Origin of the sequence: Roseimaritima multifibrata (assembly GCF_007741495.1) — a bacterium.
Classification (GTDB): domain Bacteria; phylum Planctomycetota; class Planctomycetia; order Pirellulales; family Pirellulaceae; genus Roseimaritima; species Roseimaritima multifibrata.
Map to the genome: position 1 here is coordinate 7139544 of NZ_CP036262.1, position 25130 is coordinate 7164673.

Here is a 25130-nt window from a genome sequence, read left to right on the forward strand (position 1 = left end):
TCACCCATCGGGTCTAGATTCGTGCGTCGGCCTGGACATCCCTTCACATCAATGATGCTATGCACCTATCAGAGGGAATGCGAAGGATAAGGTTCACACGGCAACAGAGGTACTCCCCGGGAACCTAACGGACGCGATCCGTGCCTAACACTGCTAAAGCGGATGGTTCACTCCCTCAGGCAGAGCAATTTGCTCGGCTCTCGAAAGGTGCGATTGAAGAGCGACGGCCCTGCGGCTTTTGAGTGTAGCCTTTCGCAAGGAAAGTCGAATGAAGAGCGGGTGGTTCGGCAAATCCCAAGCATTTATTCAGCCTGCACTCTCTCTTAGGTTTGAACGCCCTTTTTAGCAGAACGTCGCATGCCGTCCGGCAATCGCATCGAAAACTCAATGAATTTGCCGGTCGGCTTGCGCCGATCCGCTAGGAAATTCGCCCGCAGATGCCAAAGAAGATGGCATTGGGCTCATGCCACTCCGCTAGGATTGAATCCTGCAGTAACAAGCTCGACATCCCCTGGGAGAGTCGAGCTTTAGCGAGGAGAAAGCGACCGCGCCACTCATTGGCGAGCAACGAATGGCTCGTCGATGTCACTACCTTACGGCCCATAACCAACGCAGGTTACTCGAGTTTGATGTCCAGTTCATTCGGACCATCGGCGCTGATCGTTTTACGAATTTCGGAGTTCGCATTGTATTTATCTGGAATCAAAGATTCCGTGATCAATTCGCCGTACTCGTCTTTCTTATCCGTCGATTTCATTGAACTGAATCGCAAGATCATCTCGCCTGCAGGGACTTCCGCCGTCAATTTCCCATTCTGAATGCCTCCCATCCCTGAAATACCTGCCCCACCAACAGGATCAAAGACAACGCTACCCGTTTCAATCGGCTCGCCCTTATAGGTAACGTTTCCGGTAACGGGATAGGTTGTTGGGCCGCTGGAGCCACAGCCGAGAATCGCAGCAACACCAAGCATCAAGCCACAAAAAGTCATACGCGCAATCACAGAACACTCCTTAGGACAAACTATGCAAAAACGGCTGAACCCTGACTGGGGTTCAGCCGTCCCACTGAAAAACAAAGAATCGCGAAGTCGCACTTTACGGCAGCTGCAATGATTCGCTTCCGATCATTGTGCCTGCCGCCTGGAAGATGGTTTGATCAATGGTCTCAGAGATAAACCGAACGGAACCGTCAGCCAATCCAACCATCGCTCCACTTGGATGCCAACTTCTCGAGTGAATTTCTCCGTTCGAACTTGAGCATTCGCGACAGGGCACCTTTGGGTTTCCATTGCAATACTGAGTTTTGTCCCCAACCAAAGTGTTTGGACCACGCATCGTTGTAAAGGTGGCATTCCCATGTCGAGTGTTGTGATAGCGACCGCGGAGGTCATGGGTGCCACCGCAAACGACATTACCCACTCCCTCGGCAGCGATACTATCCAACTGCAGCCGAATCTCTCCCATCATTATGGTGTTAGAAGTTCCATCCTTGATATCCGTCAAACGCGTCTTCGATCGAGGATAGAAAATCCCATTGGTGACACCGGCGCCACTACCGGTATGACTGGAGCCATGGCAGGGAAGGTAATTGCCATGGAAGCCCTGTTGAGTCGTCTTTTCCGTCACCGGATCGGATGGGCACATGAATCCAGCTACGACCGTGGTCGCTTCAGGCCATCCACCGGGAAATTCATTGTTTTCATTACGCCGTTTATAGATTTCGTACAAACCTGGCTGTTCAACATAAGGCAATATCATGTGGTACCAGGAAGCACGATAGTTTGACGACTCACCGGCGAAACCAGCATTGATGGTGCACATCGTGGGAGGAGGGAGCGTCTGCAGCGTGTCATGGTAGTTGTGCATCGCAATGCCCAACTGTTTGAAATTGTTACTGCACTGCATACGCCGAGCAGCTTCACGAGCCGCTTGAACGGCGGGCAAAAGCAAGCCGACCAGAACTCCAATAATAGCGATTACAACTAACAGTTCGACCAGAGTAAATCCAGCACGAGCTCGAGACCTAAGCAGTGGGTTTTGCATGAATAGAACCTTACAAAGTTGAACAGAAAAGGATGACCCCGCTGCAACGTTATACAGCAATCCCCCGCGAATAACACTTCTTTCCACCCCACTAAGCGAGTTATTATGCAACATCACGCCCCGTTAACAGTCCTTCAACCGCAGCAAAAACAGTGATCAAACGATCACGCACCTGAGATCAAAGCAAAACACTCGAGACGCGAACTCCCTAAATAGCCTGTCGCATCTAAGACTCATCAAGGAAAAGTCTCCCTCCCCAAAAAGAGAAAAAGACAGCCTCGCGACGGATGCTGATTAGCTTGCTGGCAAGCAAAATCAGGACGCACCAAGAAGGGGTGCCCTCTTGAGGGCTCTGGTTGCCTAACGCCTACAGGTCATCGCTTCGTCCATTCCCTGGCAGTGAAAACGGGAGGAATAATCCACTCATCATTTCACAGCCATTCTCAGTTTTCTCTCCCGCGCCCGCACTACTCATCAGCCGTTCGGCCGACAGTCCAATGCCATCTACGGGTGGTTTTTCTCGCGGATCAACGCAAACCGACACGCAAATTGATTCTGTTTTCAGTACGATTGCCGGACGGCTCGCGCCGTTCCGCTAAGAAAGTCGTTGGCATTGGGCGATAGCCCACGGTTACCAGGAAACTCAAACAAAAACGTGAGACAACGGTCATACTGTTTTCATCGCGATTTACGTAACGCTGGTCCGCCCCGTAAGTTACAGTCCAATGAGCGAGCTCCATGAATCAACCGAGCGAATGCCCGGTCTGCCCTCGAATAAATTAGGCCCATCGAATGCGAATCTACATCCTTGCGTGCTTCCTCTGCGTCTGCCTGACCGCTTCGGGGACGGAAAAGACGTTGCTTTTCCAGGACTCCTTTGATCGCGATGAACCGCAGGCAGAGAAGGAACAGATTGGCAACGGCTGGACTTCCAACAGCGTCAGCCGCGCCGGGGGCAACAAACAGGTCGACCTTCGCGACAATACGCTGCACATTAAAATGCACGCGACGGCCGATCATGCGGTTTCAGTAAAACACGATGCCGAATTCAAAAACGGAATCGTCGAATTGCGATTCATGCTCGAACATCCCCAAGATGTGCTGGGCCTGAACTTTGCCGATTTGAAACTGAAATCGGTGCACGCCGGGCACTTATTTAAAGTGGACATCGGAACACGAAAAACGACGATCGCCGACCTGAAGACCGGTGTCATGGACTTGAAAACTCGCGAACTGCGACTAGCGAAAAAGGTCAGCCCTCAGCTACTAGCGGAATTGGCAACCAAGCGTACCACTGTCCCCCATCCGCTAAAAACGAGCACTTGGTATTCCCTCACAGTCTCAATCGCCGGAGACAAACTGGACGTGGTCATCGACGATAAGGCAGTCGCATCGTTCCAGTCCCCTGGAATCGAACATCCAACCAAACGAACCCTGAGGATCTCGGTTCCCAAAGAAGTCGTCATCGACGACCTGCAGGTCTTTGCGGTGACCGATTAAATCCCCTGCAGCATCTCGGCGGCTTTTGCTTCGTACAAAGCCTGCCACTCGGGAGCGAGGATGCAATCACTATCCTCTTGGGCGCCCCCAAAGTTCTCCAGTTGCTTGGCGGTGGGGGCGTAGTAGATATAGCCGTTGGTGTATCCGGCAACCAATGTCTGCGGATGCGGCGAGGCCTTTTTGATATTCAAACCAATCTGAACGGTCAGCTCACCCGGAAAAGTTGTCAGCACCAGATCGCCGATGCGAACGGTCGTCAATTCCACGTCGACGGTTCTCTTGCCAGAATCGATTAATCCCCGTTGGTGCTTCCGCAGCAGCCGCAAGTTGGTGTTCACGCGGGTCAGTTCTTCCATCGCGTGAATGTTGCGAATGTAAGCCTGAAGGTTCTTTCGGTTCAGGGCGTCCAGTTTGCGAAAGTCGTCACGCCCCAATTGTTCATCATGCAAATAACGGTGGGACGCGTAGGACGGAAATTGTTCCGACAGGTTGTATTTCACCGTTAACGCGAGAAAGGCTTTTAGATCCAAACTGGTACCATTCAAGGAATTCAGCAAACGCTTTTGCTCCTTTTCCATTTCAAAGATACGGGCTGTGGGGTCTCTTCTTGGGAGCGTCAATTGTTGATTGCGGACAACCAGTCTTGAATCTTCCTTGCACTCAATCTCGCGAACCGCACGGAGGGTACTTAACCCCAGCAGGTTCCCCAGCGGTTCCGCGTCGCGTGGATGTTCGACGTCTTTGTACATCACTGGGTTGATATCGCCGCCGCAGCCTTGCAAGAAGAGCGCCAGCGTTTCGTCTCCGGTGTTCTCTTCGATAACCTTGGAAGCGAACCCGATCATGTCCGCGGTATTGGCACCACTGGGGACTCCTTGAATCGGATGGCAAGCGAAGTTGTAGACGACGCTAAGAATGGAACCGTCCATGCGATCCAGCCGCAGCACTCCGATTTGAGTATCCACCGGGCCAACCTTCGCGACAGCTTCATCGGGAGGCAAAGAATAAGCATGCCGAACGTCTACTTCGGTTCCATCGTTCAGGAACAGTCGTCGATTCTCCATCACTCGGTCTTCATGCCCGCTACCGGTTCCGATTTTGACCGGGACCAAATGAGAGGCAGCTTGCTCGATCGCTTGCACGGTCCTGTCAGCCACGTCCGCACAGACGACTCCGTGGCAATGGCTTGCATTGATCATCACATTGGCAGGCGGGATGCCGACCTGACCCTTGACCGCTGCCCGGACCGCAGGCAAGTACTCATTACTGATGTGACCAATTTCGCCGATCGCAACCGCATCCACCGTCACGATGGCAAACTTTGTCTGCCCCGACTGCAACACGAGTGCTTTCACATACAACGGGTCATTCACCGGGCCTGCTTCTCGATCGGTGATGTCAACTTTCGCCACCCCAGCCATCAATTCTCCGCCGTCTGCGGATTCCATCATCGCATCGCAGCAATGAAAGTAGAGCACCGAGAGAAAGACAAGACTTAGGAAACGGACATTCGGGAAAACATTCATTGTCGTATCTTGAGGCGGGAGAAAACGAATGATTGAAGGAGACCATCGCGGGTTACCAAAGCAAAAGCCTGATAGATCTGGGGAGGCTGAAACCTTGAAGGCTGGCAGAAGCAGAGATCGTCGCAGGAACCATCTTAGTCGTTTCACCCGGGAACTTCAGGAAAGGAGACACGGAGACACGGAGACACGGAGACACGGAGACACGGAGACACGGAGACTCGGAGACTCGGTGGCTGAGGATTCTCTTGTCCTGCAGGCAGCGCCGCTTCAGATTTTTTTGGTCGGAAGCCTCTGATTACTGTTGGCGCATAAAAAAACGCCGATCGCGGACGATCAGCGTTCTTTTATTCTTGTCTCTACTGGCCTAAGCAATTACTTAGTTGCGTCTTTAACGTCGGTTGCAGCGTCGTTGACAGCATCTTTAGCTGCGTCGCCAGCGTCAGCAGCAGCATCGGCAGCGTCGTCGCCAGCGTCTGCAGCGGCGTCACCGAGGTCGGTTGCAACGCCATCGGTGGTTTCAACAACATCGTCGGTTACTTTGGTCGCGTCGCCTTCGCAACCAGCGATTGCCAAAGGAGCTGCCAACAGAGCTACAACGAACATTCCACGGATGAAAGTTTTCATTTTTGTTTCCTTGAATTTGGATGAATTTTTTGTGAACGAACTTTCCACTGCATTACATACCCGCAAATTAGGGAATTGGCAACGATACGCTAGCAATAAAAAGCCCCTAACCGGCTCCACAACACTAAGATATACCGGTTAAGCAATCGAGGAAGGGCCAAGTGCCCCCCAAACGGGAATTTTCGTCGCCTCGGGAGAGCCGCCAGCAGCGGGTAACCTCTCCTGCAAGCTGGTTCCAACCGTTAAACCTGCGACAAAAAAGACCACCATCTGGACCATCGGAATGACCAAAACGTCCTGAAACATGCCGTTAAACAGGTACATCGCCAAAGTCGACAGCATGACCAGCCCCAAAGCTTTGGTAGTCAAATCGGAGGTTGGCGCCCTTGCCAGTCGCCAGGCTCTGGAGGTCCAGAACAACAGCGCTGCCATAAACGCACTTAATCCGATCAGGCCGGTATCGACAAGCAGCGAAAGGAGCAGGTTGTGCTGCACATACCCTCGAGCTTGGCGGATTGGCATGTCGTAGGCTCGGCTGCCATCGTATTCCTTGGCGGCCGTCAGATAGGTCCCAAATCCATGACCGGTCAACGGTGCGTCCTTAAACATTTCATACGCAATGATGCCCAGTAGCGGACGAAGTTCAAGCGATTTGGCGGACGCTTCGGCGGACAATCCCTTATCACGCTTGATGGCGATCAACTGATCTTTCAGTCCTAACATCATCGCTGCCGCTAGACAGACGGTGGCTGCCAGCCCCCAAATCCGCAGCCAACGGGGTGCATATGCCAGCGTCACGATCCCCAACACGAGAACTGCCCCAATCCAGACTCCACGCGTTAAGGTCGCGTAACATCCGGCCAGCATGACCATCACTAATAGTCCATAGGCGACGCGACCGATTCGCTCCGCCTGGAGAGATCGGACGGCAGCTGCGGCCAATCCAACAGCGATCACAATCCCATTACCCGCCGGATTCAGCAGCGGTCCACGGGCTCGCCCATAGAATTCCCAAACAGTTGGATCGACGATGTACTTTGGAAAAACCAGCCCATGCCAGCCTCGCCATTCACAGATTCCCGTCAAGCTAAGGTAGACCCCTAACACGATAAAAGCACTGAGCACCCAATCGATATCACGCCGCGTGAGCTGGACGCTGCGGGCAACCCAGTACATGCCCATCGGCAAAAAGATATAGAACAACCAGCGAGCGAATGGGGACGTCCCGGTTGGCGCCTGTCCATTTTGCGTACAGACGGCCAACCAGGCCATGAACAGGAAGAGTGCTATGTCGCAGCGCGTCAAAGGCTTTTTCTCGCTCTCGGTTTGCTGTCGCCAAACCACGGCGAACCAGACAACCATGACTCCCCACAGAACGCGGTCCAGGCTGACCTGGACAACACTATCGATCGCGAAAAAAGAGGGACCGAAAACGATTCCTAGCACGAGGACACCAAACCCAATCATCGGTAGGCTCGCTTGCCGCAGCAAGGGAATCATCCAAACCAGGGCGGCAAGTCCAAACAGGATGCCAAGCAATTCCATATCCAGCGAATCCAAGACGCAAGGGTTCTGAGGTAAAAAGTGGCTGCTTTTACAGCTCCATCAAGAGCCCACCCCGATCCGTTCATCCGTTCAATGAAGCGGCAATTGCCGGTCGGCAGTTGCAGACGGCTGGAGGGAATCCATGCCGCGCCAATTGAATCGGGTTACGATCGAAGCGATGCTTCTGCAAGGAGCGGACAGGCCCGGTTACAGGGCTTGTACCAATTACAGGCCCACACCCTTCGTGCGCAGCCCTCTCCTTGAGAATCTCTCTTTAACCCTAGCCCTTAAAATCGAAGAAGGACCTGCGAAATCAAATCAAAGCTTTGACTTGCCGATAACCTGTTCACCAATCGCGTAGATATGGTCGGCATCCAGCACCTGGTCATTGGCCGTAAACAAAGCCTTTACCGCAGCATGATGGATCTTCATTTTCAATCCACCAACGCCTAGGGCGCCGTAAACGATCACGCCATCGCAGTCACGCCCTTTGTCGGTCGCTTGGATTCCCTCGATACCAAGCGGAGGGACCGCATTCAAATCGATGGCTAACCGCAGATGTTTGTTGTGGTGAAGAGTGCCTTTATCCACAATTTGGACCCCAGCAGCACCGCTGGAAATCACCGCATCGCAGTCCTCCAAAGCCAACTGCAAAGCATCGTTACCGGCGGTAGTCACCGCGGATAGGTTCGCTCCCTCCAGTCCCACAGACACTTCGGCTGCCGCCTGATGAGCGCGACCATGGTCACGTGAACCCATCTTCACTGCAGCACCTTGCCGAGACAAAAGCCGAGCAACCCGTTGCCCCACCGGACCGGTCCCCCCCAGCACCAGAACGGTCGACTGCTTCAGATCCAGATGCTTTGCAGCCGAAAGAACTGCCGCGGAGGCCGTGGTATTGCAACCATTGCTGTCCAACATCACCGAGACGCGCACCGGACCGAAAAACGTATCTTGAACCGCGGCCAACACTCGTTCCCCCGCCTGAACGTCTGTGCCGCCAATGAATAACGCGGTCGATTTCAGGCCCTCTCCGCCACGGGTAAACATCGCGCCATGAACCAGCCCCGCGACCGTTTCCTCACAGATTCCACCATGCCGAAACAACTGGTCGACCCCTGCATCGACGGCAACAACCCCATCAAAAGTGCTTGGCTGGGGGTCCGTGTCCAACTGAATCAAAATACGTGGAATCGTCATGCTCGGTTGACCTCTACGGGGTACGAACGGGGAAGAATCCGGCTATCTATTGGCGGTAGGCCGCTTAGCAGAAACCTGAAGGCCCATTGAGCCACAACGCGGCGTGCAACGGGCTGTTGCCTAAATTGGACGCAGAGAAAGATTGTAGCCTCCGCTCCGTGAAAGTAGCTTTAAGAGTGAGAGAGCGTTCTTTCGCGGAACGAAAGGCGACAATCACTAAATCAACAACCCGCGAAGCGAGGGCCTTCACAAACTTCTCTCTAACCAGCAAAGAAGCTCTGCGACAACGTGGTCGGCAGAGCCTCGAAATGACTGGGTCGAAGATTTCTTCAAAAGCTTGATTGCTTGAGAAGCTTAGAATCCGCGGAAAGGATGTGCAGCGGAGTCTTTCTGAGCGAGCATTTCGTCAACCGAAGGCTTGTTCTGCATCGCGTTGGCGACAGCCATCTTGGTTGCACTGTAGTTGTAGTTGTAGATCTTCTGGTCGTCTTCAGCCGCTGGGTGAATGAAGACACCACAAACGACAACCAAGCTTTCAGCTTGATCTTTAGGGATGACGCCATCGGCAACCGAATCGGCGATCGCTTTGGCAACGGCTGCCTGAGCAGGTCCGAACATCTGAACCGCCTGCTTCATGCCCTTGATCGTCACTTTGGTGACCATCACGGTCGCTGGCTTAACAGCAACATTTGGAGCCAAAACGGCCAAAAGGTTGTTGTGACCTTCGCTCTGAGTGGCCAAAGCGTTTGCAAACGCAGTCCCAACAGGACCATTCTTATCGCCGATCATAAGGTCGATGTGAGCGATTTCGTTGCCGTCGCCGTCTAATGCTTCACCAATATAGAACTGCATGAGTCAGAACTCCGTACCAAAGGGGTTGTAAAATCGACTGGTGAGCGTAACAAACCCAGGTGCTGATGCAAACTACCCCGGCCATTCCCCCCTGCTGGTCCCCTTCCCGCCTTATTTTGATAGGCGGGTCGGTTCGCGCTGCCGCAATGTCCGCGGTTTCGGCCCGATTTCGCGTGCTGGCTATCGATCGCTTCGGCGACCAAGACCTCCGCGAGATCTGCGAATCGTGGCATCCCTGGCAAGATGGCCCGGACCCTTCCGGCTTAAAGATGACGGACCAGCTTGCCAAAATCACCGCCCAGGCCCCCGATCAGCCGACCGGGATTGTGCTAACAGGCGGCGGCGAAGCCGTCCTCTCGTCCAGCGGATTTCCCGAACTGCCATGCGACCGGAACCTCCGCTGGCTCACCGCTTCAGCCTCCGCCATCCAGAACAGCTCCGATCCAACCAACCTTGCCGCGATCGCCGCGGCCGCCGGGATCCATTTTCCGCAGTGGCGACATCCCAGCGAAATCAACGAAGGTGTATTTGATTCCGAGCCATCCAGTCCAAATCCGTTTCACCCAGATCCGTGGCTGTTCAAACCGCTGCTCGGCTGGGGAGGGATGGGAGTCCGGCAATTGAAAAAATGGAAGCCAGCGGATTCAACCGCCGGTTATCTTCAAAAGAGGATCACCGGAGTGCTGTTTGGAGCAAGCTTCGTCGCGTCTGCAAACGGCACAACCTGCCTGGGAGTCAGCCGAGGCCTGACAAGTAAACGGGAGCCCGCTCCATTTCAATACTGTGGTTCGGTCGGGCCGATCAACCTTTCGCAGGATGAACAGCAACAAATCGAACGTCTAGGATCCATCGCCGCTCAAGCTCTGCAATTGCAAGGCTTGTTCGGAATCGATTTCCTGGTCTCTCCCACCGGCTGGTACCTCCTGGAAATCAATCCACGATTCTGTGCGTCGATGGAATTGTTTGAGGACGGATCCAATTCCCCGATCGCGGCTCACGTCGCAGCGTTCACGCAGCAGGTTCTGCCACGTAAGCAGGCAGCCATTCTAGGATCCTATCGCTGCAAACATATCGTGTACGCGAAACAGGAATATCATTGGGATCAAGCAACGGCCCAATCGCTGGCAGGCTACCTGCAGAGGCATCCCGGATTATCGGTTCACGATCTGCCGGTAGCGGGGACGAAGATCACGAAATCGGCCCCACTGTTTACGATACGATCAACCGGTGCAACCGCTAGACAGGCACTTCGCAAGGCGATCGAACACGATCACCAATGGCAGCGGTCCTAAAGGATCACCAGGATCACGCCAACTTCCGTTTCCACGTGACATGCGAATCCTGTCCCCACCTAAAGCGACCCGACATGCACGGCGGCAAGCGATTGGGCATCCCACCAAGCATGCAGGTTTTCGTTCGCTTGCTGAGCCGATTCCCAGCGATAACGGCTCTCGGGAAGTTGCTGACAAATATCCAGCTCGGTCATTAACTGCAATGTTTCTTCGACATCAAAATCGATTTCCAGACTTAAGACCTCGCGGATAATCCGTTCAACTCGTCGTTTTAAGCGGCGTCGGCTTAGCGTACCGGTGTCGACATCGGTATCGGCCACAGTCAACATCGCGTAATAGGCAACCATTACCTCGCAGTGCCGTTGCTGATGCGCCTCTTCAAGCAATCGATACAGGACGCCTGCATTGGTTCCTAATTTTTGGTGATACAAACTTCTTGTTAGGCTGAGGATGTATCGATTCCGCGTCTGAAAGTAGTTCATCACACTGCGGACGATGTAGCCGATGGCCGCTAAAGTCAAACCGATCAGGATCACGGCGCTGTACACACTAAGGGCGGCGACCAACAGAGCGGTCCGCACGATTTTCCAGATCGTCATCCCGATTCCTCCCAAACTGGGAACCACGATCCGCGTCCGATCAAACCAAGTGATCCGGACCTCTGTCCCGGGCAGCAACATATCCACGTCCAGTTTGGGAATGTTCTTAAACATCCGCAAATGCAGCCCACTCGAATCAACACCCTCTTCGATCTGGCAATGATCCTCTAACTGAAACACCACGACCGCTCTTTGATAGATCGCGACATCGACCAGTTCCTGGCGCCAAGGACGGTACCAGCGACTGAGGTTTTTGGCCCCGATCACGTCCCCTCTCGCATAGACCGCCAACTGCTTAAAGACAGCGAAGTCAACATGCAGCGGAACTCCCCAGTGACTCGCCACTCCGACGGACGCTTCGATTTCTTCCTGCGTCAACTGGGTATAGTTTGCAGCCAAAAGAGCGTCGCGAATCGCCTTGGTCGCCATGCTTGCCGCCGCATCCACCTCCTCTTCACTGCCAAGGGCTGATCCCGTTTCATTGTCGGGATCCAGATCGACGTACAACCGGTTTAGGTGGTCATGCGTACGATGTGCCCGGTGATGAAGGACGGCCGTCAAAGCTTGATTGAATTTCCGAAAAGCGACTTGTTGATCCGCTGACAATTCGTCGCGGTCCATCAAGCGGGCTTGCAAATCATCCGGCAACAGCGGAATGTAGGGTTCTAGCGCCCAATGGGCCGGGTCCGCCGCGAGAAAAGCTCCGGTGGTATTTTGCAAAATTACTTTGCGGAGGGTTTGAATGGACGACAACGTGGATACTCCAGGAAACGGTCAGCGGCCAGCCCGTACCCTCCAAGGCGTTGCACTTGATTTGGACGGCTTGCTGTTCGACACCGAACCATTGTACTGGCAGGTGGGCAGCCAACTACTCGACCGCCGAGGCCATCGTTTTACCGACCAACTTCAACGCCGGATGATGGGACGGCCCGGCGTCCAAGCGATGCAGGTTCTGATCGATGCCCTTCAGTTGACCGATTTGCCAGAAACGCTTTTGGAAGAAAGCAACGATCTCTATGCCGAAATGCTGACCCAAGGCGTCACACCGATGCGCGGGCTGCTGCCCTGGTTCGACGCACTGGAAGCCTCGGGGCTGCCATTTGGAGTCGCTACCAGCAGCCTGCATCGATTTGCCGACCAAATCCTTCGCCAAAACGGGCTCCGCGATCGAATCCAGTTTTTATTGACCGGCGAAGATGTCCGCAAAGGAAAACCAGATCCTGAAATGTACCTTCTGGCGGCTAATACCCTGGGTATCGATCCAGCAAACATGCTGGTGTTAGAAGATAGCGAAAACGGTTGTGCGGCGGCCGTCGCCGCTGGGTCGGTCGCGGTCGCCATCCCCGGCGTCCACTGCGAAGGACACGCCTATCCCGGAGCTCACTTGGTCGCTGATGGCCTGGATGACGCTCGGCTGCTGGGACTGCTGACGACTAAGGCAGGTTGACCACTTCACCACCTGAACGCGTTCCCACGGCCCGCCAAGTCTGCAGGTCGATGGTTTCAGCGATCGTCCGGACCGAACCATCCAGCATGCCGATGTTCACGGAACTGGGATGGAAGCTCCGCGAGGTAATGATCGCGTAGCTGGGACTGCCCGACGTGCCATCCTTGCCTTCCTGCCACGAGTTGTAATCGGTTTCGGGATAAAGGGTGGTTCCGTCGTTGAAATGGCATTCACTATTCGGAGGCAAAGTAACCGTGACCCCCGTGTGATGGACTCGACCGTCGGGCCATTCCGTGTGCCCTGTATTCTTGAATTGCCCGCCACTAGCAACCATCGCCTCCGCTTCGGCTTGATTGTTTGGCATCGTCAGCGTGGCCGGCCCGCCATTACGTTGATAAGGAGTCCATGCTTTGACTTCCCCGACCAACATCGTATGACTGGTTCCATCGGTGCAGGCTTGAAACCCAAGGTAAGAATTCGGATAGAACAATCCGTCTCCGCCCTGTTTTGTTTGCGGGCTGAATACAAACCAGCGTCCATAGTTAAAGCCATAGGTGGTGGGATACAGCAACGGACGACCACTTCCAGGGTCTCGGACCACATCCGATTTCGGATCGCTTGGGCAAGCAAAGGTCGGAACCTTTACCCCACTGATCGAGGGCTGAAAATCCCACCCCAGCGACAGATCGACCAGGTCACTCAAATTCCCCTGCTCGATAAACGGGAGGATCCGGCCGTGAACGCCCCAAGCCTGATTGTTGGCGGTCGTCCCAGGATATAAATCGATCACGACCGACGGTGGCAACCTGCGGAATGTCGATTCGTAATTATGGCAAGCCAAACCAAGCTGACGAATGTTGTTGGAACATTGCATTCGGCGAGCGGCTTCGCGAGCGGCTTGCACGGCGGGCAGCAACAGCCCAACCAATACTCCGATGATCGCGATCACGACCAACAGTTCCACCAAAGTAAAAGCCCGACGTCGATTGGAAATCATGAATGTGGACAATACAACCTCGAGGTAAACGCTGGAGAGAACAGGAGGATATCGAACCCTCAAAAACCCAAGTGCTCCTTGCCTGGCAATCGAGCAACGGCACACGTAAAGCGTTTGAAAAGCAAAACCTATGCCAAAGCAACGATTCGGCAGTCCTTCACCCTCTTTCGGGGACGTGCGACAAACCAAACAATTTGCAATCGAATGACGCAATCCCTTCCCCCCCCTTCCTTGTTCAAAGGTACGTCGATCCTAAGCGAGGAGAGGACATTTTGCATCGCATTGCCATTGAATCGCAGTCCACTGCGTTAGCTGACAACCAGTCGGTCCAGCATCCTCCTTCATTTGATGGAAAAATTGTTTCCAGGAAGAGGGGAGCGACACTTTCTTTCCTTATCGATCGTGACGTCCCGTGGGAGAGAAAAGGCTGCTAAATTTCAGTTACCACGTTCGGCCCCCCGATCACTCAGCGGCGGAATTTGCGTCACCGACGTCGAATTTTCCGCCAACGCCTCCTTCCCTCTTTCCCGAGCTCAACTTGACTCAATCGCCGCTTCGTTCGATCCGCTCACGCATTCTGGTCCCCCTGTTTCTACTCACTGCCATCGCTGCGTTGGCGGTGGCTACCGGATCGGCGTGGCTTGGTTCTAGGCGAGCCGAAATGGAGACCCAGCAGCGTTATGAGGGAATCCGCAAGACGCTGCAAACCAGTTCGTTTCCGCTCAGCGCCCCGGTCCTGAGATGGCTGGCAGACCTTACCGATACCGAACTGGTGACCTACGACGAACAGGGCCGAATGCTTGCGGCGACTCTTGCCATTGCTCGTCCCGAAACCAAGCAACTGCGGGCCCTGGTCTTTGACACCGCCGATACTCGACCGGATGCAGCCCCGTTTGAATACGCAACCCAGCAAACAAAGTACACCGTCTTTGTTTCACCACGCCGAGCCTCGACAAGTGTCGGAGGATCACAGGAAACGGTTGCCGTTTTCTTCAACAATGCCCAACTACGCAAAGCCCGCTGGCAGGCCGCCTCGCTCCCCTTGGTTACCGGCCTGTCAACGGTCCTGCTGCTGGGAACCATGATGCTGTTTTTGACGAACCGTTTAGTCAAAAGAATTCAAGCGATCCAGCAGGCCGCGCAACTGGTTGCTGGCGGAAAATTTGACACGCGGATTGGCGACCGCCGCAAGGATGAACTTGGGCAACTGGGGGATTCGTTCGATACCATGGCGGAACAGCTGAAACAGTTGTGGGCAACGGTTCAGCAACAGCAAAGCACTCAACTGCTGCACCAGATCGCCGGCGGGATGGCCCATCAACTGCGCAATTCGCTAACCGGAGCTCGAATCGCAATCGAATTACACCTGCGTCATACAACCAGCGATAAAAAGGAAGAACTAGAAGTCGCCATCCAACAGATCGAACAAGTCGAACAATACGTCCAGCGATTGCTTACCGTCGGTTCCAGCGACCAACAAACCAACCAGCCTCAAGAACTTTCTGCCTGCTTCCAAGACATCCAGTCCAAGATGGGATTGATGGCCCAGCATCATCAGGTCGAAGTGAACTGGGACTGGGCGGCGACGCTTGAATCAAAAATCATCGCCGATGGACCGACCTTCACCGCCGCGATCACCAATTTGATCCTGAATGCAATCCAGGTCGCTCCCCAAGTCAACATCACGGCCCAGCCCATCCAGGACGAAAAGTTTCAGGTAACCATCCGAGACCGCGGGCCGGGGATTCCAGCCGAGATGGAAAGCCAGCTGTTTGACTTGTTTGCCACCTCCAAACCGGAAGGCCTAGGCCTGGGGCTTCCGCTGGTTCAAAGAGCCGCCGATCACCTGGGAGGCGAAGTTTCCTGGCGGCGCGATGGCGAATGGACCGAATTCACGTTTACCTGCCCGTTTGCAGACAAGCGGTGAATTTATGTTGACAGGCCAGGAGAGCGTCCCCTTTCGCTCGGGACGTGAAATTTACAGCTGACGGTTTCAACCCTGCCCATCGGAATCTGAGTGCAGTGCTTTTAGCCCGGAGGGTGGCAGACACTAAAAACTCCGGCTGGAATAGACTGTAATGACGCCCCTCCTTCACACTCCCCTTAAAGCCAACCCGAATGACTGAAAGCGACCCAGCAAACGTTTTAGTTGTCGACGATGAATCCTCGATCTGCTGGGCACTCGAACGCCTGCTCAGCGAAGAAGGGCATCACGTCCAGACAGCTGGTTCCGCCGAAAGAGGCTTAGAGATCGCGGCCGAGCAACCGATCGATCTGGTGATCCTGGATGTTCGCTTACCAAAACAGGATGGGATTGCGGCGCTCCCCGAATTTGTGCGAGTCACCTCCGGAGCCCCGATTGTTGTGATGACCGCGTTTGGTGATTTGAAAACGGCCGTTGCGGCGATGCAGAACGGAGCGAGCGATTACCTAATCAAACCGTTCAGCCTAGAAAACGTCACCCAGACCTGCCGAAAAGCTCTGATGGCCGCCCGTGCCCATCAGCGTGCCAACCAAGAACCGGAGGCCGCCCCTTCCTCTAAATCCGATGCGCCAGCGGCCGTCAATCAGTTGGTCGGTACGTCCCCGGCGATGCAGCAGGTCTTTCGGCAAATCGCTTTGGTCGCCGACAGTGATTTATCGGTACTGATCACCGGGGAAACGGGGACCGGCAAAGAATTGGTCGCCGCGGCCATCCACCAACACAGCCGCCGCCGCGACAGCACTTACCTGCCGGTCGCTCCGGTCGCGATGAACCCCGACCTGATCGAAAGCGAACTGTTTGGCCACGTCAAAGGGGCGTTTACCGGAGCCGCCGCGGACCGAGCCGGTCTATTTGAACGAGCCGCTGGCGGGACGGTTTTGCTTGACGAAATCGGCGACCTTCCGCTGGGGACTCAGGTCAAATTACTCAGGGTCCTCGAACAAGGCGAATACTGCCGGGTCGGCGACGTCGAACCCAAGCAAGCCGATGTCCGCATCCTGGCCGCCACCCACTGCGACTTGAGCGCGGCGGTCCGCAACGGCACCTTCCGTGAAGACCTGTTCTACCGACTGGCCGGCGCCCAGTTGCACCTCACCCCGCTGCGAAACCGCCCGGAAGACATTGGGCCGCTGTGCGAATCGTTCTTAAAACAATGGAACTACCCCGCGGCAGCCGACGCGATCCAGCCCGAATTACTCTCCGCCCTGGCGGCACGTCCCTGGCACGGAAATGTCCGAGAACTGAAAAATGCCCTCCAACATGCCTCCGTTGTCGCCCGCGGCCGGCCCTTGGTCATCAGCGACTTTCCCCAACCCACCCCCGGAAAGTCGGAATCGGCCAGCTCCACCGACGTCGTTTCTCGCTTGCAAGCCGACGTTGCCCGGTGGATGAAGCAACAAATCGACTCCAATCCCGAATCCGCAAGCGATCTTCACGAAAGTTTTTTGCGAGTCACCGAACCCATCCTGCTGGAAATGGCTCTTGAACAGACATCAGGAAACCGAGTCAAAGCGGCCGAATTGCTGGGAATCCACCGTGGCACCCTCCGAGACCGGCTGCGGACGTACGGAATCAGCGAGGGGAGCGAAAAAGAGCGGCTGCCGAAGAAATAGAGTCCGCAGCGCCAAATTTCCTCCCTCTGCGACGGTCGCCAGCCCCATTCTCTCCCTCTGCCCCGTTTCTTACCCATCGGTTACTATCTTCCGTAGAGATCACCGTCCTGAGCGATCTTGCGAAGGTTCCCCTCCAGGGAGCCCCAAGATCCTAGACAAACGTGTCCTGGACGAGAATTACCTGTTTTGAACCTTTTGAATTTGTAGGCTAGCGGCGCTATGGAAGCCGGAATTGTCGGCTTGCCCAATGTTGGCAAGAGCACTCTCTTTAATGCCCTGACCTCCAGTCAGTCGGCACAAAGTGCAAATTATCCGTTCTGCACCATCGAACCCAACGAAGGGATCGTAAGCGTTCCCGATGAACGGTTGCAGCGGATCACGAAGTACGTCCAGCCCAAAAAAGTCGTTCCTGCGATCCTAAAATTGGTCGACATCGCGGGGATCGTTAAAGGAGCCAGCGAAGGGCAAGGCCTGGGTAATAAATTCCTCAGCCACATCCGCGAAGTCGATGCGATCATCCAAGTGGTCCGCTGCTTCGAAGACCCCGACGTGATCCACGTGGATGGGCACATCGATCCGATCTCCGATATGGAAACGATCGAAACCGAACTGATGTTGGCGGACATCGACATGCTCCAAACCGCCCTTCCCAAAGCGGAACGGGCCGCCCGCGGTGGCGATAAAGAAGCGATTTTACGCGTCGCAGGAATCGGAGCCTGTCTGGAACAACTTTCCAAAGACCTCCCGCTGCGGACCTTGGAAATGGACGAGAAAGAACGCAAAGCGATCAATAGCTTTGGGTTGATGACCGCCAAACCGATCCTCTACATCGCCAATGTCGATGAAGACGACCTCGAAGGTAAAGGCGAATTGGTGGAAAAAGTCCGCCAGTATGCAGCGGAACGAGGCACTAACGTCGTCCCCGTCTGTGCGAAACTGGAAGCCGAAATCGCAGAACTGGACGAAACCGATCGCCAGGAAATGCTCGATTCGGTCGGACTACCCGAACCGGCACTCCATCAGGTCGCCCGGGCCGCTTATGCAACGCTTGGCCTGCAAAGCTACTTTACCGCGGGCGTCCAAGAGGTCCGGGCTTGGACCACGCCGCTCAACGCGACCGCTCCCGAAGCGGCCGGTGTGATCCACTCCGACATGCAACGCGGATTCATCCGAGCCGAAGTCTATACGTTGGAAGACCTGGAAACCTACAAGGGCGAAAAGGAGATCCGCGAGGCGGGCAAATTACGCGTCGAGGGAAAGACCTACATCATGAAAGACGGCGACATCTGCCATTTCCGGTTTAGCGTCTAGAGAAAAAGGCCGAACCCCTTTTTAACATTTGATTTTGAGGAACTCCTGTGACTGCTCTGCCAGACGTGCTGTCTTTGATCCAACCGACGGCCGATCTTCACATCGGCAATTACTTTGGCGCGGTCGCCAATTGGGTCAAACTGCAAGATACCCACTCCTGCGTCTTCGGCATCGCCGACATGCACGCGATCACGATGCCTTACAACCCAGCCGACCTTCGCACCAATACTCGGAATATGGTGATCGATCTGTTGGCTTGTGGCATCGACCCCGAGAAATCAACCCTCTTCATCCAGTCACTTGTCCCGGAACACTGCGAACTCTGCTGGATCCTCAGCTCGCAGTGCTCCTACGGCGAACTGTCTCGGATGACCCAGTTCAAAGACAAATCAAATAAACTTCAAAGCGAATCAGCGGATGAATATGTTTCGGCGGGCTTGTTTACTTACCCCATCCTGCAAGCGGCGGACATCCTTGCCTATCGTCCCACCAGCGTCCCGGTCGGCAAAGACCAAGAACAACATCTCGAGCTCTCGCGCAGCATTGCACGACGCTTTAATCAACGCTTTGACACCGACTTCTTTCCAGAACCGAAGGCCCTGTACACCAAAACCCCCCGGATCATGTCGCTGGCGCAGCCGACCTCAAAAATGAGCAAAAGTGCCGGCCTGAAACATTACATCGGGCTGTTCGAGGAAGAAAAGAGTATCCGCAAGAAAGTCAAATCCGCGGTCACCGACACCGGTGAAAAAGACCCGGCGGTCTACATGAGCCCCGGAGTCCAAAACCTATTTGAAATCCTTTGGGCGTGCGAAGCCCAGGAAGTCGCCGACCAATTAGAATCGGATTACAAAGCGGACCAACTAAAGTATTCGGAACTGAAAGGGGCCGTCGCCGACACCCTGGTCGAATTGACCGATCAATTCCGCCAACGTCGCGATGAACTGCTTGCCGATTCAGATCATGTCGATGCGCAAGTCCGGGCGATGTCGGAGAAGGCTCGACAAATCGCAGCCGAAACCGTCAAAGGTGTTCGCAAACTGGCAGGATTCCCCGCACTTTAACCCAAAGCGTAGCGGACTGTCGTTTTAATGGGAGCGGAAAAGGAATGTAGCCTTTCGCTCCGCGAAAGTAGCTTCAAGAGAACGTTCTTTCGCAGAGCGACGTAAAACAAACACATGGCGAATGATTTCCCGCAGTGGGTCACGCCCCCCCGCTTCATCCTCCCTTTTAAGGAGGGGCGTGAAGGCTGCTAGATCCCCAAATGTCAAACTCCAGACGACCGAAAGTTACGACAACCGTGAACTTACCCGCCGAAACCCAACTGGATTTCTCTTGGTTGAAACGTAAGCCAAGCGAGTGCGAAGTCGGCGTCGACATCGATTTCTACAAGCTGTTCTATGCGCTGAAATCCAATTTCAGCTGCAGCTATTTCTTTGAATCGCTAGAACTGCCCAGGCACCAAGACCGGTACTTCACAACCGGCTTTGACCCGCTGGTCCAGTTCATCGCCCGCGGGAACCAATTGACCATCCGGGGCGACGCCGAATCGATCCAGCGGATAACCGGCCAGCAAGGAACCCCGATCGAAAAGGGCTCCTGCGAAGTCATCGTCGACCTGGAAGGGCAAAGCGAGAATCCCTATGAATACCTCAAACGTCAGATTCCGCTTGAACGTCTGGGGCGAACGCACCAAGGTGGTTTAATCGGTTACTTCTGCTACGAATCGGTCAACTACTTTGAACCGGCGATCAAACTGGAAGAGCACGCCGATTACCCGACATTCCACCTGGGACTGTATACCGATGGATTGATCCTCGATAACGAAACCGGGATCTGCCACTATTACACCTACCACGAAGATCGGATGGACCAAGTCCGTCCGCTACTGGACGGACTGGACGATATCTCGATCCCAACCCGTTTGGATTCAGTCAAGGTTCTTGGGAATAGCGAAACACGCGAAGAACATACGACAGCGATCAACAACACGCTGGACGAAGTCAAAGCAGGCAACACGTTCCAAGCCGAAGTCGGCTTCAAGACGTTGTATAAGATCCAAGGGGACAAGATCGCGGTCTATGACCGACTGCGGCAGATCAATCCCAGCCCTTACATGTTTTATGTCGTTTTTGACGATGTGGAACTGATGGGGGCCAGCCCTGAAATCCTGATCGCCAATACCGGGCCGGCCGTCCTGACCACGCCGACTGCAGGAACGACCGGACGGAGCGAAGACCCTGACGAAGATCGTCGACTGGCAAGAGCCTTGTTGACCGATGCCAAAGAGATCGCCGAACACAACATGTTGGTCGACCTGCATCGCAATGACCTCTCACGCGTCTGCCGAATCGGTACCGTCCGGATCGCCAGCCTGATGTACTTGATCCGCTTCAGCCACGTCCAACACATCGTCAGCGACGTGGTGGGGGAATTGTCAGCCGACCAAACGGCGTACGACCTGCTGGCGGCGATTCTTCCCGGAGGCGTTGTTTCGGGAGCTCCCAAAATTGAAACGATGAAAATCATCGATCGCAACGAGAACACCCCCCGCGGTCCGTACGGTGGTGCCGTGGGGCGGTTTAGCTTTAATGGCGACAGCACTTTCTGCCTCCCCATTCGCAGCCTATTCTGCAAAGGGGACGAATGCTTCACACAAACATGCAGCGGAGTGGTGCTCGATTCAAACGCTGAAAACGAGTACCGCGAACTGACTCGCAAACTAGCTGCAATGCAACAAACTTTGCAGGAGTTAAGCCAATGATTCGTCTGCTACTGATCGACAACTTTGATTCGTTTACGTTCAACCTGTTGCACCTGTTCGGAGAACTTCCCGATGTGGAAGTCACCGTCCGTCGCAACAACGAACCGTTCCTGGAAGATATTAGCGCCGGGAAATACGACGCCATCGTCATCAGCCCCGGCCCCGGATCGCCCGACGACAAAGCTTACTTTGGCAATTGCGAACAAACGATCAAACGGTTTGGACCATCGGGAATCCCGATCCTCGGCGTCTGCCTGGGCTTCCAAGGAATCGCGTTGGCATTCGGAGCCAAACTGAAACGCGCCCCCTACCCGATGCACGGGAAAACAACCGGTCTGCGAATCACTCAGCCAGACGACCTGCTGGCAGAAATCCCAGACGACACCCCGGTCATGCGGTACCATTCAATCATGATCGACCGCGATCAACCGTTCCCCGAATCGTTGATCGTAACAGGCGAAACAACGCCCGGCGAATTGTGCCTGGAACAAAATGGCCCGGAAATCATGGCGTTCCGGCATGCAACCCTGCCGATCTACGGAGTCCAATTCCATCCCGAATCCTTCGGAACCGAATGTGGAACGGATATCGCCAAACATTTTGTTGCAATCGCCCAACAACGACTGGCAGCCAAGCAAGGCTGAACCTCCGTAAACGTTCCCTCACACGTCCCAAGCGAACGCCCATCCCAACACCGGGGTAAGCCAGAAAAGACATGAGCAATCGCATCGGTCCTCCGAAATTCGCATGGATGGATAAGCGGTTGCAGCAGTGGGATGATGTGCAACTGAAACGGCAACTGCGCCCCGTGCAAGCTGACGGCATGACGGTCATTGGCGAAGATGGCAAACCGCGAATCAACTTTGGCTCGAATGACTACCTCGGCCTAGCAGCCGAAAACTACTCGGACAGTGTCGCCACGTCTGCTTCCACAGACGCGGACATGCCGGACGAAGCGAGTTCCGGCGAAGACCATTCGGTCGACAGCAGCATCCGGACAACACTCCGCAAAGGAAGCGGATCCAGTCAGCTTGTTTGTGGTTACACCGAACAACATGCTCGCTTCGCTGCCGAACTTGCTGCCTGGGAACAAACCGAAGCGGTCGCCCTCTACAGTTCCGGATATGCAGCCTGCAGCGGTGTCGTTTCGGCTTTGGCCAGACGAGGCGATTTAATCCTGAGCGATGCTTTCAATCACGCCAGTCTGATCGATGGCTGCCGATTATCAAAAGCCGAGCGGTTCGTTTACCCGCACTGCGATGTCGCTGCCGTCGCCGCTTTGCTTCAGCACCACCGCAAGCGTTTCCAAAACGTTTGGATCATCACCGACAGCGTCTTCAGTATGGATGGCGACATCGCCCCCCTTTCCGACCTTGTCGATCTTGCGATTCGTTTTGATGCCACCATGATCGTCGACGAAGCCCACGCAACGGGAGTCTTAGGGAACGACGGGAGCGGAGCCTGCAAGGCATTGGGCGTCAAGGAAATGGTCGACATCCGCATCGGCACCCTCAGCAAAGCGTTTGGAGTTCAAGGCGGATTCGTCGCAGGGCCTCAGGTCGTGATCGATTACTTGCTGAACACGTCGCGACCGTTGATCTACAGCACGTCGCCATCGCCGCTAACCATTCAAATCGCCGCCCAGCATCTTCATGAGATCCAAACCAATGCAGCGCGACGTTATCGCCTTGCGGAGGTCAGCAGGCGGTTAAGAAGCAAACTGCAAGCGGCAAACCTGCTTTCGACCCTTTTCACGGCGTTGGAAAGTCGAATCCCGATCCATCCGATTCGGATCGGTTCGGCCGAAAAGACCATCGCAATCGCCAACCAACTATGGGATCGCGGTTTCTACGTCCCCGCCATTCGCCCCCCCACGGTCCCCGAGGGGACAAGTCGGCTAAGAATCAGCCTATCGGCGGCCCATACCGATTCCCAAATCGACGCTCTAGCGGACGAACTCCAAAGCCTGCTCGGCTAACGTCCTTGCTAGCAATGATTCCGGTGTGGAGGGGGGGTAACTTCTCAGCTCCCGGGGCGTGCGCTCCTTTAAACCGGTCTCCGCGAAATCTGCGAAAGCGATTGACGGTCGCTCAGTGCTAGAAAACCGCCCAAACCGCACATCCCCCACAACGGTCACCGGCGAACCCCCTGCAGATTAACTATTTTCTCAAAACTAAGGCAAAGTCTGGCACATTTTCTTGACGCAGCCGATCAGACTTCTTAGCTTAAAAGTGGCTTGTGTTGCCTATTCTGTCATTAAAGATGATTTATCGAGCCAAGTACACCCTTCCTTCTTTTCCATTCCGAGGTGTTTCATATGTATCGGTCCGTACCCTTTTCGCAGCCGAATTCGAAAAAGCGCGGTTTTACGCTCGTCGAATTGCTGGTTGTCATCGCTATCATTGGAGTCCTGGTAGGGCTTCTGCTTCCCGCTGTCCAAGCGGCCCGCGAAGCAGCTCGTAGAATGTCCTGCGGCAACAACCTGAAACAGTTGGGGCTAGCACTTCATAACTATCACGACACCTTCGGCACCTTTCCACCCAGTGCGATCTGGGGTCCGGGAGATCCTCCCTACACCCTGCCATACCATCACACCTGGAACGAAATGATTCTGCCATTCGTGGAGCAACAACCGCTTTACGATAGCACCAATCGCCTCCTTCCCGTCTGGGGACAGCCGATCGTTGAAGCGCAAGTTGCGTTTTTGCGTTGCCCATCCGACGGTGGTCGCTGGGAACTATCGGAGACCCACAATATCGCGGTGACCAACTACGCTGGCTGCGAAGGTTATCACTGGTGGGAAACAGGCACTGCTGGAAACAGCGCACCATGGAACACCTTTGGCGATCCAATCACCAAAAACGCAGACATCATGGGCCTGTTCACATCCAACCGAACACGGCGGATGTCGGACGTCACTGACGGATTGTCCAACACGCTTGTAGTTGCCGAAACCGACTCGATGGGCTTTGGCGGCGGACCGATCCGAACCGTGGGCACCGGAGCCCGTCGTACAGGAACCCCTGTCTTCCGCGGTGCATTTGTCGCTGCCGGTGTTAATGGCTGGGCTGGAAACGAAGGAGGCGGCCAGCGAGTCGTCAATCCCGATGGCACTCCAAAGGCTAGCAATGGCTGGTGGAAAAACCACGTCTATCCACCAACCTTCATCTCGGCTTGGGGTCCCAACGCTGACTGGCCAGGTCCTTCCAGCTACCATCCTTCCGGACTACAGGCTGCCTACGGCGACGGAAGCGTCGGCTTCCTATCCGAAACCATCGATTACGGTACTTGGTTGAAAATGACCAGCATCAAAGATGGCCACACTTACAACGATCCTCGTAACTAAACCGGAGTCCTTTCTGAATGCGTTTCTTCATGCTTCTCACCTTGGCTTTTTTCTCTTACCTAGTCGCACCTGGCTGTGGGGACGGACGCCCCGATCCACGCGCCAACCCCGACTTTGACGAAGAAGCCTTTAATGACCCTAGCGCTGTCAAACTAAACTAGAGTCACGGATTCAAGAGAGAAACGGTCGCTGGCATGATTGCCAGCGGCCGTTTTTTCGTTTGCGTAGGCCGGCCGGTACAACTTTTCCTAGCGGCAGGACGCGAGCCTTCCGGCCACGTCAACTATTCCAAAACCGCAAAGGGCCGGACGGCTTGCGCCGTTCCGCTAAGAATGTGAGTGACAACTTTTCCTAGCGGCAGAGCGCGAGTCTTCCGGCCACGTCAACTATTCCAAAACCGCAAAAGGCCGGACGGCTTGCGCCGTTCCGCTAAGAATGTGAGTGACAACTTTTCCTAGCGGCGGGACGCGAGCCTTCCGGCCACG

Annotated in this window: 21 protein-coding genes; 12 read left to right on the forward strand and 9 right to left on the reverse strand. The window is 54.8% G+C overall.

Features of this window, described 5'->3' with window-relative positions; genetic code table 11:
• Nucleotides 1-616: 616 nt before the first annotated feature.
• Both FF011L_RS25750 and FF011L_RS25755 read right to left on the reverse strand, forming a co-directional pair.
• Nucleotides 617-1003, reverse strand: a complete 387-nt coding sequence (locus tag FF011L_RS25750; protein ID WP_145354782.1) for a hypothetical protein — start codon at nucleotides 1001-1003, stop codon at nucleotides 617-619.
• A gap of 94 nt (nucleotides 1004-1097) precedes the next feature.
• Complete coding sequence (locus FF011L_RS25755) at nucleotides 1098-2045, reverse strand: DUF1559 family PulG-like putative transporter (protein WP_246109632.1); 948 nt, start codon at nucleotides 2043-2045, stop codon at nucleotides 1098-1100.
• A 792-nt stretch (nucleotides 2046-2837) separates the two neighbouring features.
• On the opposite strand from FF011L_RS25755, the gene FF011L_RS25760 reads away from it, so the two are divergent.
• Nucleotides 2838-3545 (forward strand): hypothetical protein, encoded by a 708-nt coding sequence (locus FF011L_RS25760; protein WP_246109633.1) that lies wholly within the window; start codon nucleotides 2838-2840, stop codon nucleotides 3543-3545.
• On the opposite strand, the gene FF011L_RS25765 is transcribed toward FF011L_RS25760, so the two are convergent.
• From FF011L_RS25765 to fae, 5 genes are all read right to left on the reverse strand, one after another.
• The gene (locus tag FF011L_RS25765) at nucleotides 3542-5071 is read right to left on the reverse strand and encodes a hypothetical protein (protein ID WP_246109634.1); all 1530 of its coding nucleotides are present in this window, start codon (nucleotides 5069-5071) and stop codon (nucleotides 3542-3544) included. The two genes, FF011L_RS25760 and FF011L_RS25765, sit on opposite strands and share 4 nt — an antisense overlap.
• A 372-nt stretch (nucleotides 5072-5443) precedes the next feature.
• The gene (locus FF011L_RS25770; protein ID WP_145354783.1) at nucleotides 5444-5695 is read right to left on the reverse strand and encodes a hypothetical protein; all 252 of its coding nucleotides are present in this window, start codon (nucleotides 5693-5695) and stop codon (nucleotides 5444-5446) included.
• Nucleotides 5696-5833: 138 nt separating this feature from the next.
• Entirely contained in the window at nucleotides 5834-7240 is a 1407-nt protein-coding gene (locus FF011L_RS25775) for an O-antigen ligase family protein (protein WP_145354784.1), read from the reverse strand.
• 318 nt (nucleotides 7241-7558) lie between these two features.
• Nucleotides 7559-8440: an NADP-dependent methylenetetrahydromethanopterin/methylenetetrahydrofolate dehydrogenase gene (locus tag FF011L_RS25780; RefSeq protein ID WP_145354785.1), complete on the reverse strand. Its 882-nt coding sequence runs from the start codon at nucleotides 8438-8440 to the stop codon at nucleotides 7559-7561.
• Between the two features lie 354 nt (nucleotides 8441-8794).
• On the reverse strand, nucleotides 8795-9292 hold the full coding sequence (gene fae / locus FF011L_RS25785; RefSeq protein WP_145354786.1) for a formaldehyde-activating enzyme: 498 nt from the start codon (nucleotides 9290-9292) through the stop codon (nucleotides 8795-8797).
• 65 nt (nucleotides 9293-9357) lie between these two features.
• Here fae and FF011L_RS25790 point away from each other — a divergent pair, with 65 nt between their 5' ends.
• The gene (locus tag FF011L_RS25790; protein ID WP_145354787.1) at nucleotides 9358-10584 is read left to right on the forward strand and encodes an ATP-grasp domain-containing protein; all 1227 of its coding nucleotides are present in this window, start codon (nucleotides 9358-9360) and stop codon (nucleotides 10582-10584) included.
• 59 nt (nucleotides 10585-10643) lie between these two features.
• Here the strand turns inward: FF011L_RS25790 and FF011L_RS25795 are convergent, their stop codons facing one another.
• Nucleotides 10644-11936 carry a TMEM143 family protein gene (locus FF011L_RS25795; RefSeq protein WP_145354788.1) on the reverse strand — a complete coding sequence of 431 codons (1293 nt, stop codon included), beginning with the start codon at nucleotides 11934-11936 and terminating at the stop codon, nucleotides 10644-10646.
• Between FF011L_RS25795 and FF011L_RS25800 the strand changes: the two genes are divergently transcribed.
• Nucleotides 11926-12630: an HAD family hydrolase gene (locus tag FF011L_RS25800; protein ID WP_145354789.1), complete on the forward strand. Its 705-nt coding sequence runs from the start codon at nucleotides 11926-11928 to the stop codon at nucleotides 12628-12630. The two genes, FF011L_RS25795 and FF011L_RS25800, sit on opposite strands and share 11 nt — an antisense overlap.
• Here the strand turns inward: FF011L_RS25800 and FF011L_RS25805 are convergent.
• Nucleotides 12617-13624 (reverse strand): DUF1559 family PulG-like putative transporter, encoded by a 1008-nt coding sequence (locus FF011L_RS25805; RefSeq protein ID WP_391560950.1) that lies wholly within the window; start codon nucleotides 13622-13624, stop codon nucleotides 12617-12619. The two genes, FF011L_RS25800 and FF011L_RS25805, sit on opposite strands and share 14 nt — an antisense overlap.
• Nucleotides 13625-14165: 541 nt before the next feature.
• Between FF011L_RS25805 and FF011L_RS25810 the strand changes: the two genes are divergently transcribed.
• The 9 genes from FF011L_RS25810 to FF011L_RS26645 all read left to right on the forward strand — a co-directional run bounded on the left by FF011L_RS25810 (nucleotide 14166) and on the right by FF011L_RS26645 (nucleotide 24806).
• Entirely contained in the window at nucleotides 14166-15554 is a 1389-nt protein-coding gene (locus FF011L_RS25810; RefSeq protein ID WP_145354791.1) for a sensor histidine kinase, read from the forward strand.
• 191 nt (nucleotides 15555-15745) lie between these two features.
• Nucleotides 15746-17224 (forward strand): sigma-54-dependent transcriptional regulator, encoded by a 1479-nt coding sequence (locus FF011L_RS25815; protein ID WP_145354792.1) that lies wholly within the window; start codon nucleotides 15746-15748, stop codon nucleotides 17222-17224.
• A 219-nt stretch (nucleotides 17225-17443) separates the two neighbouring features.
• Nucleotides 17444-18535, forward strand: a complete 1092-nt coding sequence (ychF, locus tag FF011L_RS25820) for a redox-regulated ATPase YchF (RefSeq protein ID WP_145354793.1) — start codon at nucleotides 17444-17446, stop codon at nucleotides 18533-18535.
• A gap of 47 nt (nucleotides 18536-18582) precedes the next feature.
• Nucleotides 18583-19599 carry a tryptophan--tRNA ligase gene (gene trpS / locus FF011L_RS25825; protein WP_218932896.1) on the forward strand — a complete coding sequence of 339 codons (1017 nt, stop codon included), beginning with the start codon at nucleotides 18583-18585 and terminating at the stop codon, nucleotides 19597-19599.
• A gap of 236 nt (nucleotides 19600-19835) precedes the next feature.
• Nucleotides 19836-21299: an anthranilate synthase component I family protein gene (locus FF011L_RS25830; protein ID WP_218932897.1), complete on the forward strand. Its 1464-nt coding sequence runs from the start codon at nucleotides 19836-19838 to the stop codon at nucleotides 21297-21299.
• Complete coding sequence (locus FF011L_RS25835) at nucleotides 21296-21943, forward strand: anthranilate synthase component II (protein ID WP_218932898.1); 648 nt, start codon at nucleotides 21296-21298, stop codon at nucleotides 21941-21943. The genes FF011L_RS25830 and FF011L_RS25835 overlap by 4 nt, the downstream gene beginning before the upstream one ends.
• Before the next feature lie 71 nt (nucleotides 21944-22014).
• Nucleotides 22015-23277, forward strand: a complete 1263-nt coding sequence (locus FF011L_RS25840; RefSeq protein WP_246109635.1) for an aminotransferase class I/II-fold pyridoxal phosphate-dependent enzyme — start codon at nucleotides 22015-22017, stop codon at nucleotides 23275-23277.
• A 339-nt stretch (nucleotides 23278-23616) separates the two neighbouring features.
• Nucleotides 23617-24645 carry a DUF1559 domain-containing protein gene (locus FF011L_RS25845; protein WP_145355987.1) on the forward strand — a complete coding sequence of 343 codons (1029 nt, stop codon included), beginning with the start codon at nucleotides 23617-23619 and terminating at the stop codon, nucleotides 24643-24645.
• Between the two features lie 17 nt (nucleotides 24646-24662).
• Entirely contained in the window at nucleotides 24663-24806 is a 144-nt protein-coding gene (locus tag FF011L_RS26645) for a hypothetical protein (RefSeq protein ID WP_218932899.1), read from the forward strand.
• Nucleotides 24807-25130 lie beyond the last annotated feature (324 nt).

Excerpts from the sequence above, each read along its gene's own strand:
- FF011L_RS25755 (WP_246109632.1), bottom strand. The coding sequence starts at position 2,045 with ATGCAAAACCCACTGCTTAGGTCTCGAGCTCGTGCTGGATTTACTCTG.
- FF011L_RS25760 (WP_246109633.1), top strand. The coding sequence starts at position 2,838 with ATGCGAATCTACATCCTTGCGTGCTTCCTCTGCGTCTGCCTGACCGCT.
- FF011L_RS25765 (WP_246109634.1), bottom strand. The coding sequence starts at position 5,071 with ATGAATGTTTTCCCGAATGTCCGTTTCCTAAGTCTTGTCTTTCTCTCG.
- FF011L_RS25770 (WP_145354783.1), bottom strand. The coding sequence starts at position 5,695 with ATGAAAACTTTCATCCGTGGAATGTTCGTTGTAGCTCTGTTGGCAGCT.
- FF011L_RS25775 (WP_145354784.1), bottom strand. The coding sequence starts at position 7,240 with ATGGAATTGCTTGGCATCCTGTTTGGACTTGCCGCCCTGGTTTGGATG.
- FF011L_RS25780 (WP_145354785.1), bottom strand. The coding sequence starts at position 8,440 with ATGACGATTCCACGTATTTTGATTCAGTTGGACACGGACCCCCAGCCA.
- fae (WP_145354786.1), bottom strand. The coding sequence starts at position 9,292 with ATGCAGTTCTATATTGGTGAAGCATTAGACGGCGACGGCAACGAAATC.
- FF011L_RS25790 (WP_145354787.1), top strand. The coding sequence starts at position 9,358 with ATGCAAACTACCCCGGCCATTCCCCCCTGCTGGTCCCCTTCCCGCCTT.
- FF011L_RS25800 (WP_145354789.1), top strand. The coding sequence starts at position 11,926 with ATGGACGACAACGTGGATACTCCAGGAAACGGTCAGCGGCCAGCCCGT.
- FF011L_RS25815 (WP_145354792.1), top strand. The coding sequence starts at position 15,746 with ATGACTGAAAGCGACCCAGCAAACGTTTTAGTTGTCGACGATGAATCC.
- ychF (WP_145354793.1), top strand. The coding sequence starts at position 17,444 with ATGGAAGCCGGAATTGTCGGCTTGCCCAATGTTGGCAAGAGCACTCTC.
- FF011L_RS25835 (WP_218932898.1), top strand. The coding sequence starts at position 21,296 with ATGATTCGTCTGCTACTGATCGACAACTTTGATTCGTTTACGTTCAAC.
- FF011L_RS25840 (WP_246109635.1), top strand. The coding sequence starts at position 22,015 with ATGAGCAATCGCATCGGTCCTCCGAAATTCGCATGGATGGATAAGCGG.
- FF011L_RS25845 (WP_145355987.1), top strand. The coding sequence starts at position 23,617 with ATGTATCGGTCCGTACCCTTTTCGCAGCCGAATTCGAAAAAGCGCGGT.
- FF011L_RS26645 (WP_218932899.1), top strand. The coding sequence starts at position 24,663 with ATGCGTTTCTTCATGCTTCTCACCTTGGCTTTTTTCTCTTACCTAGTC.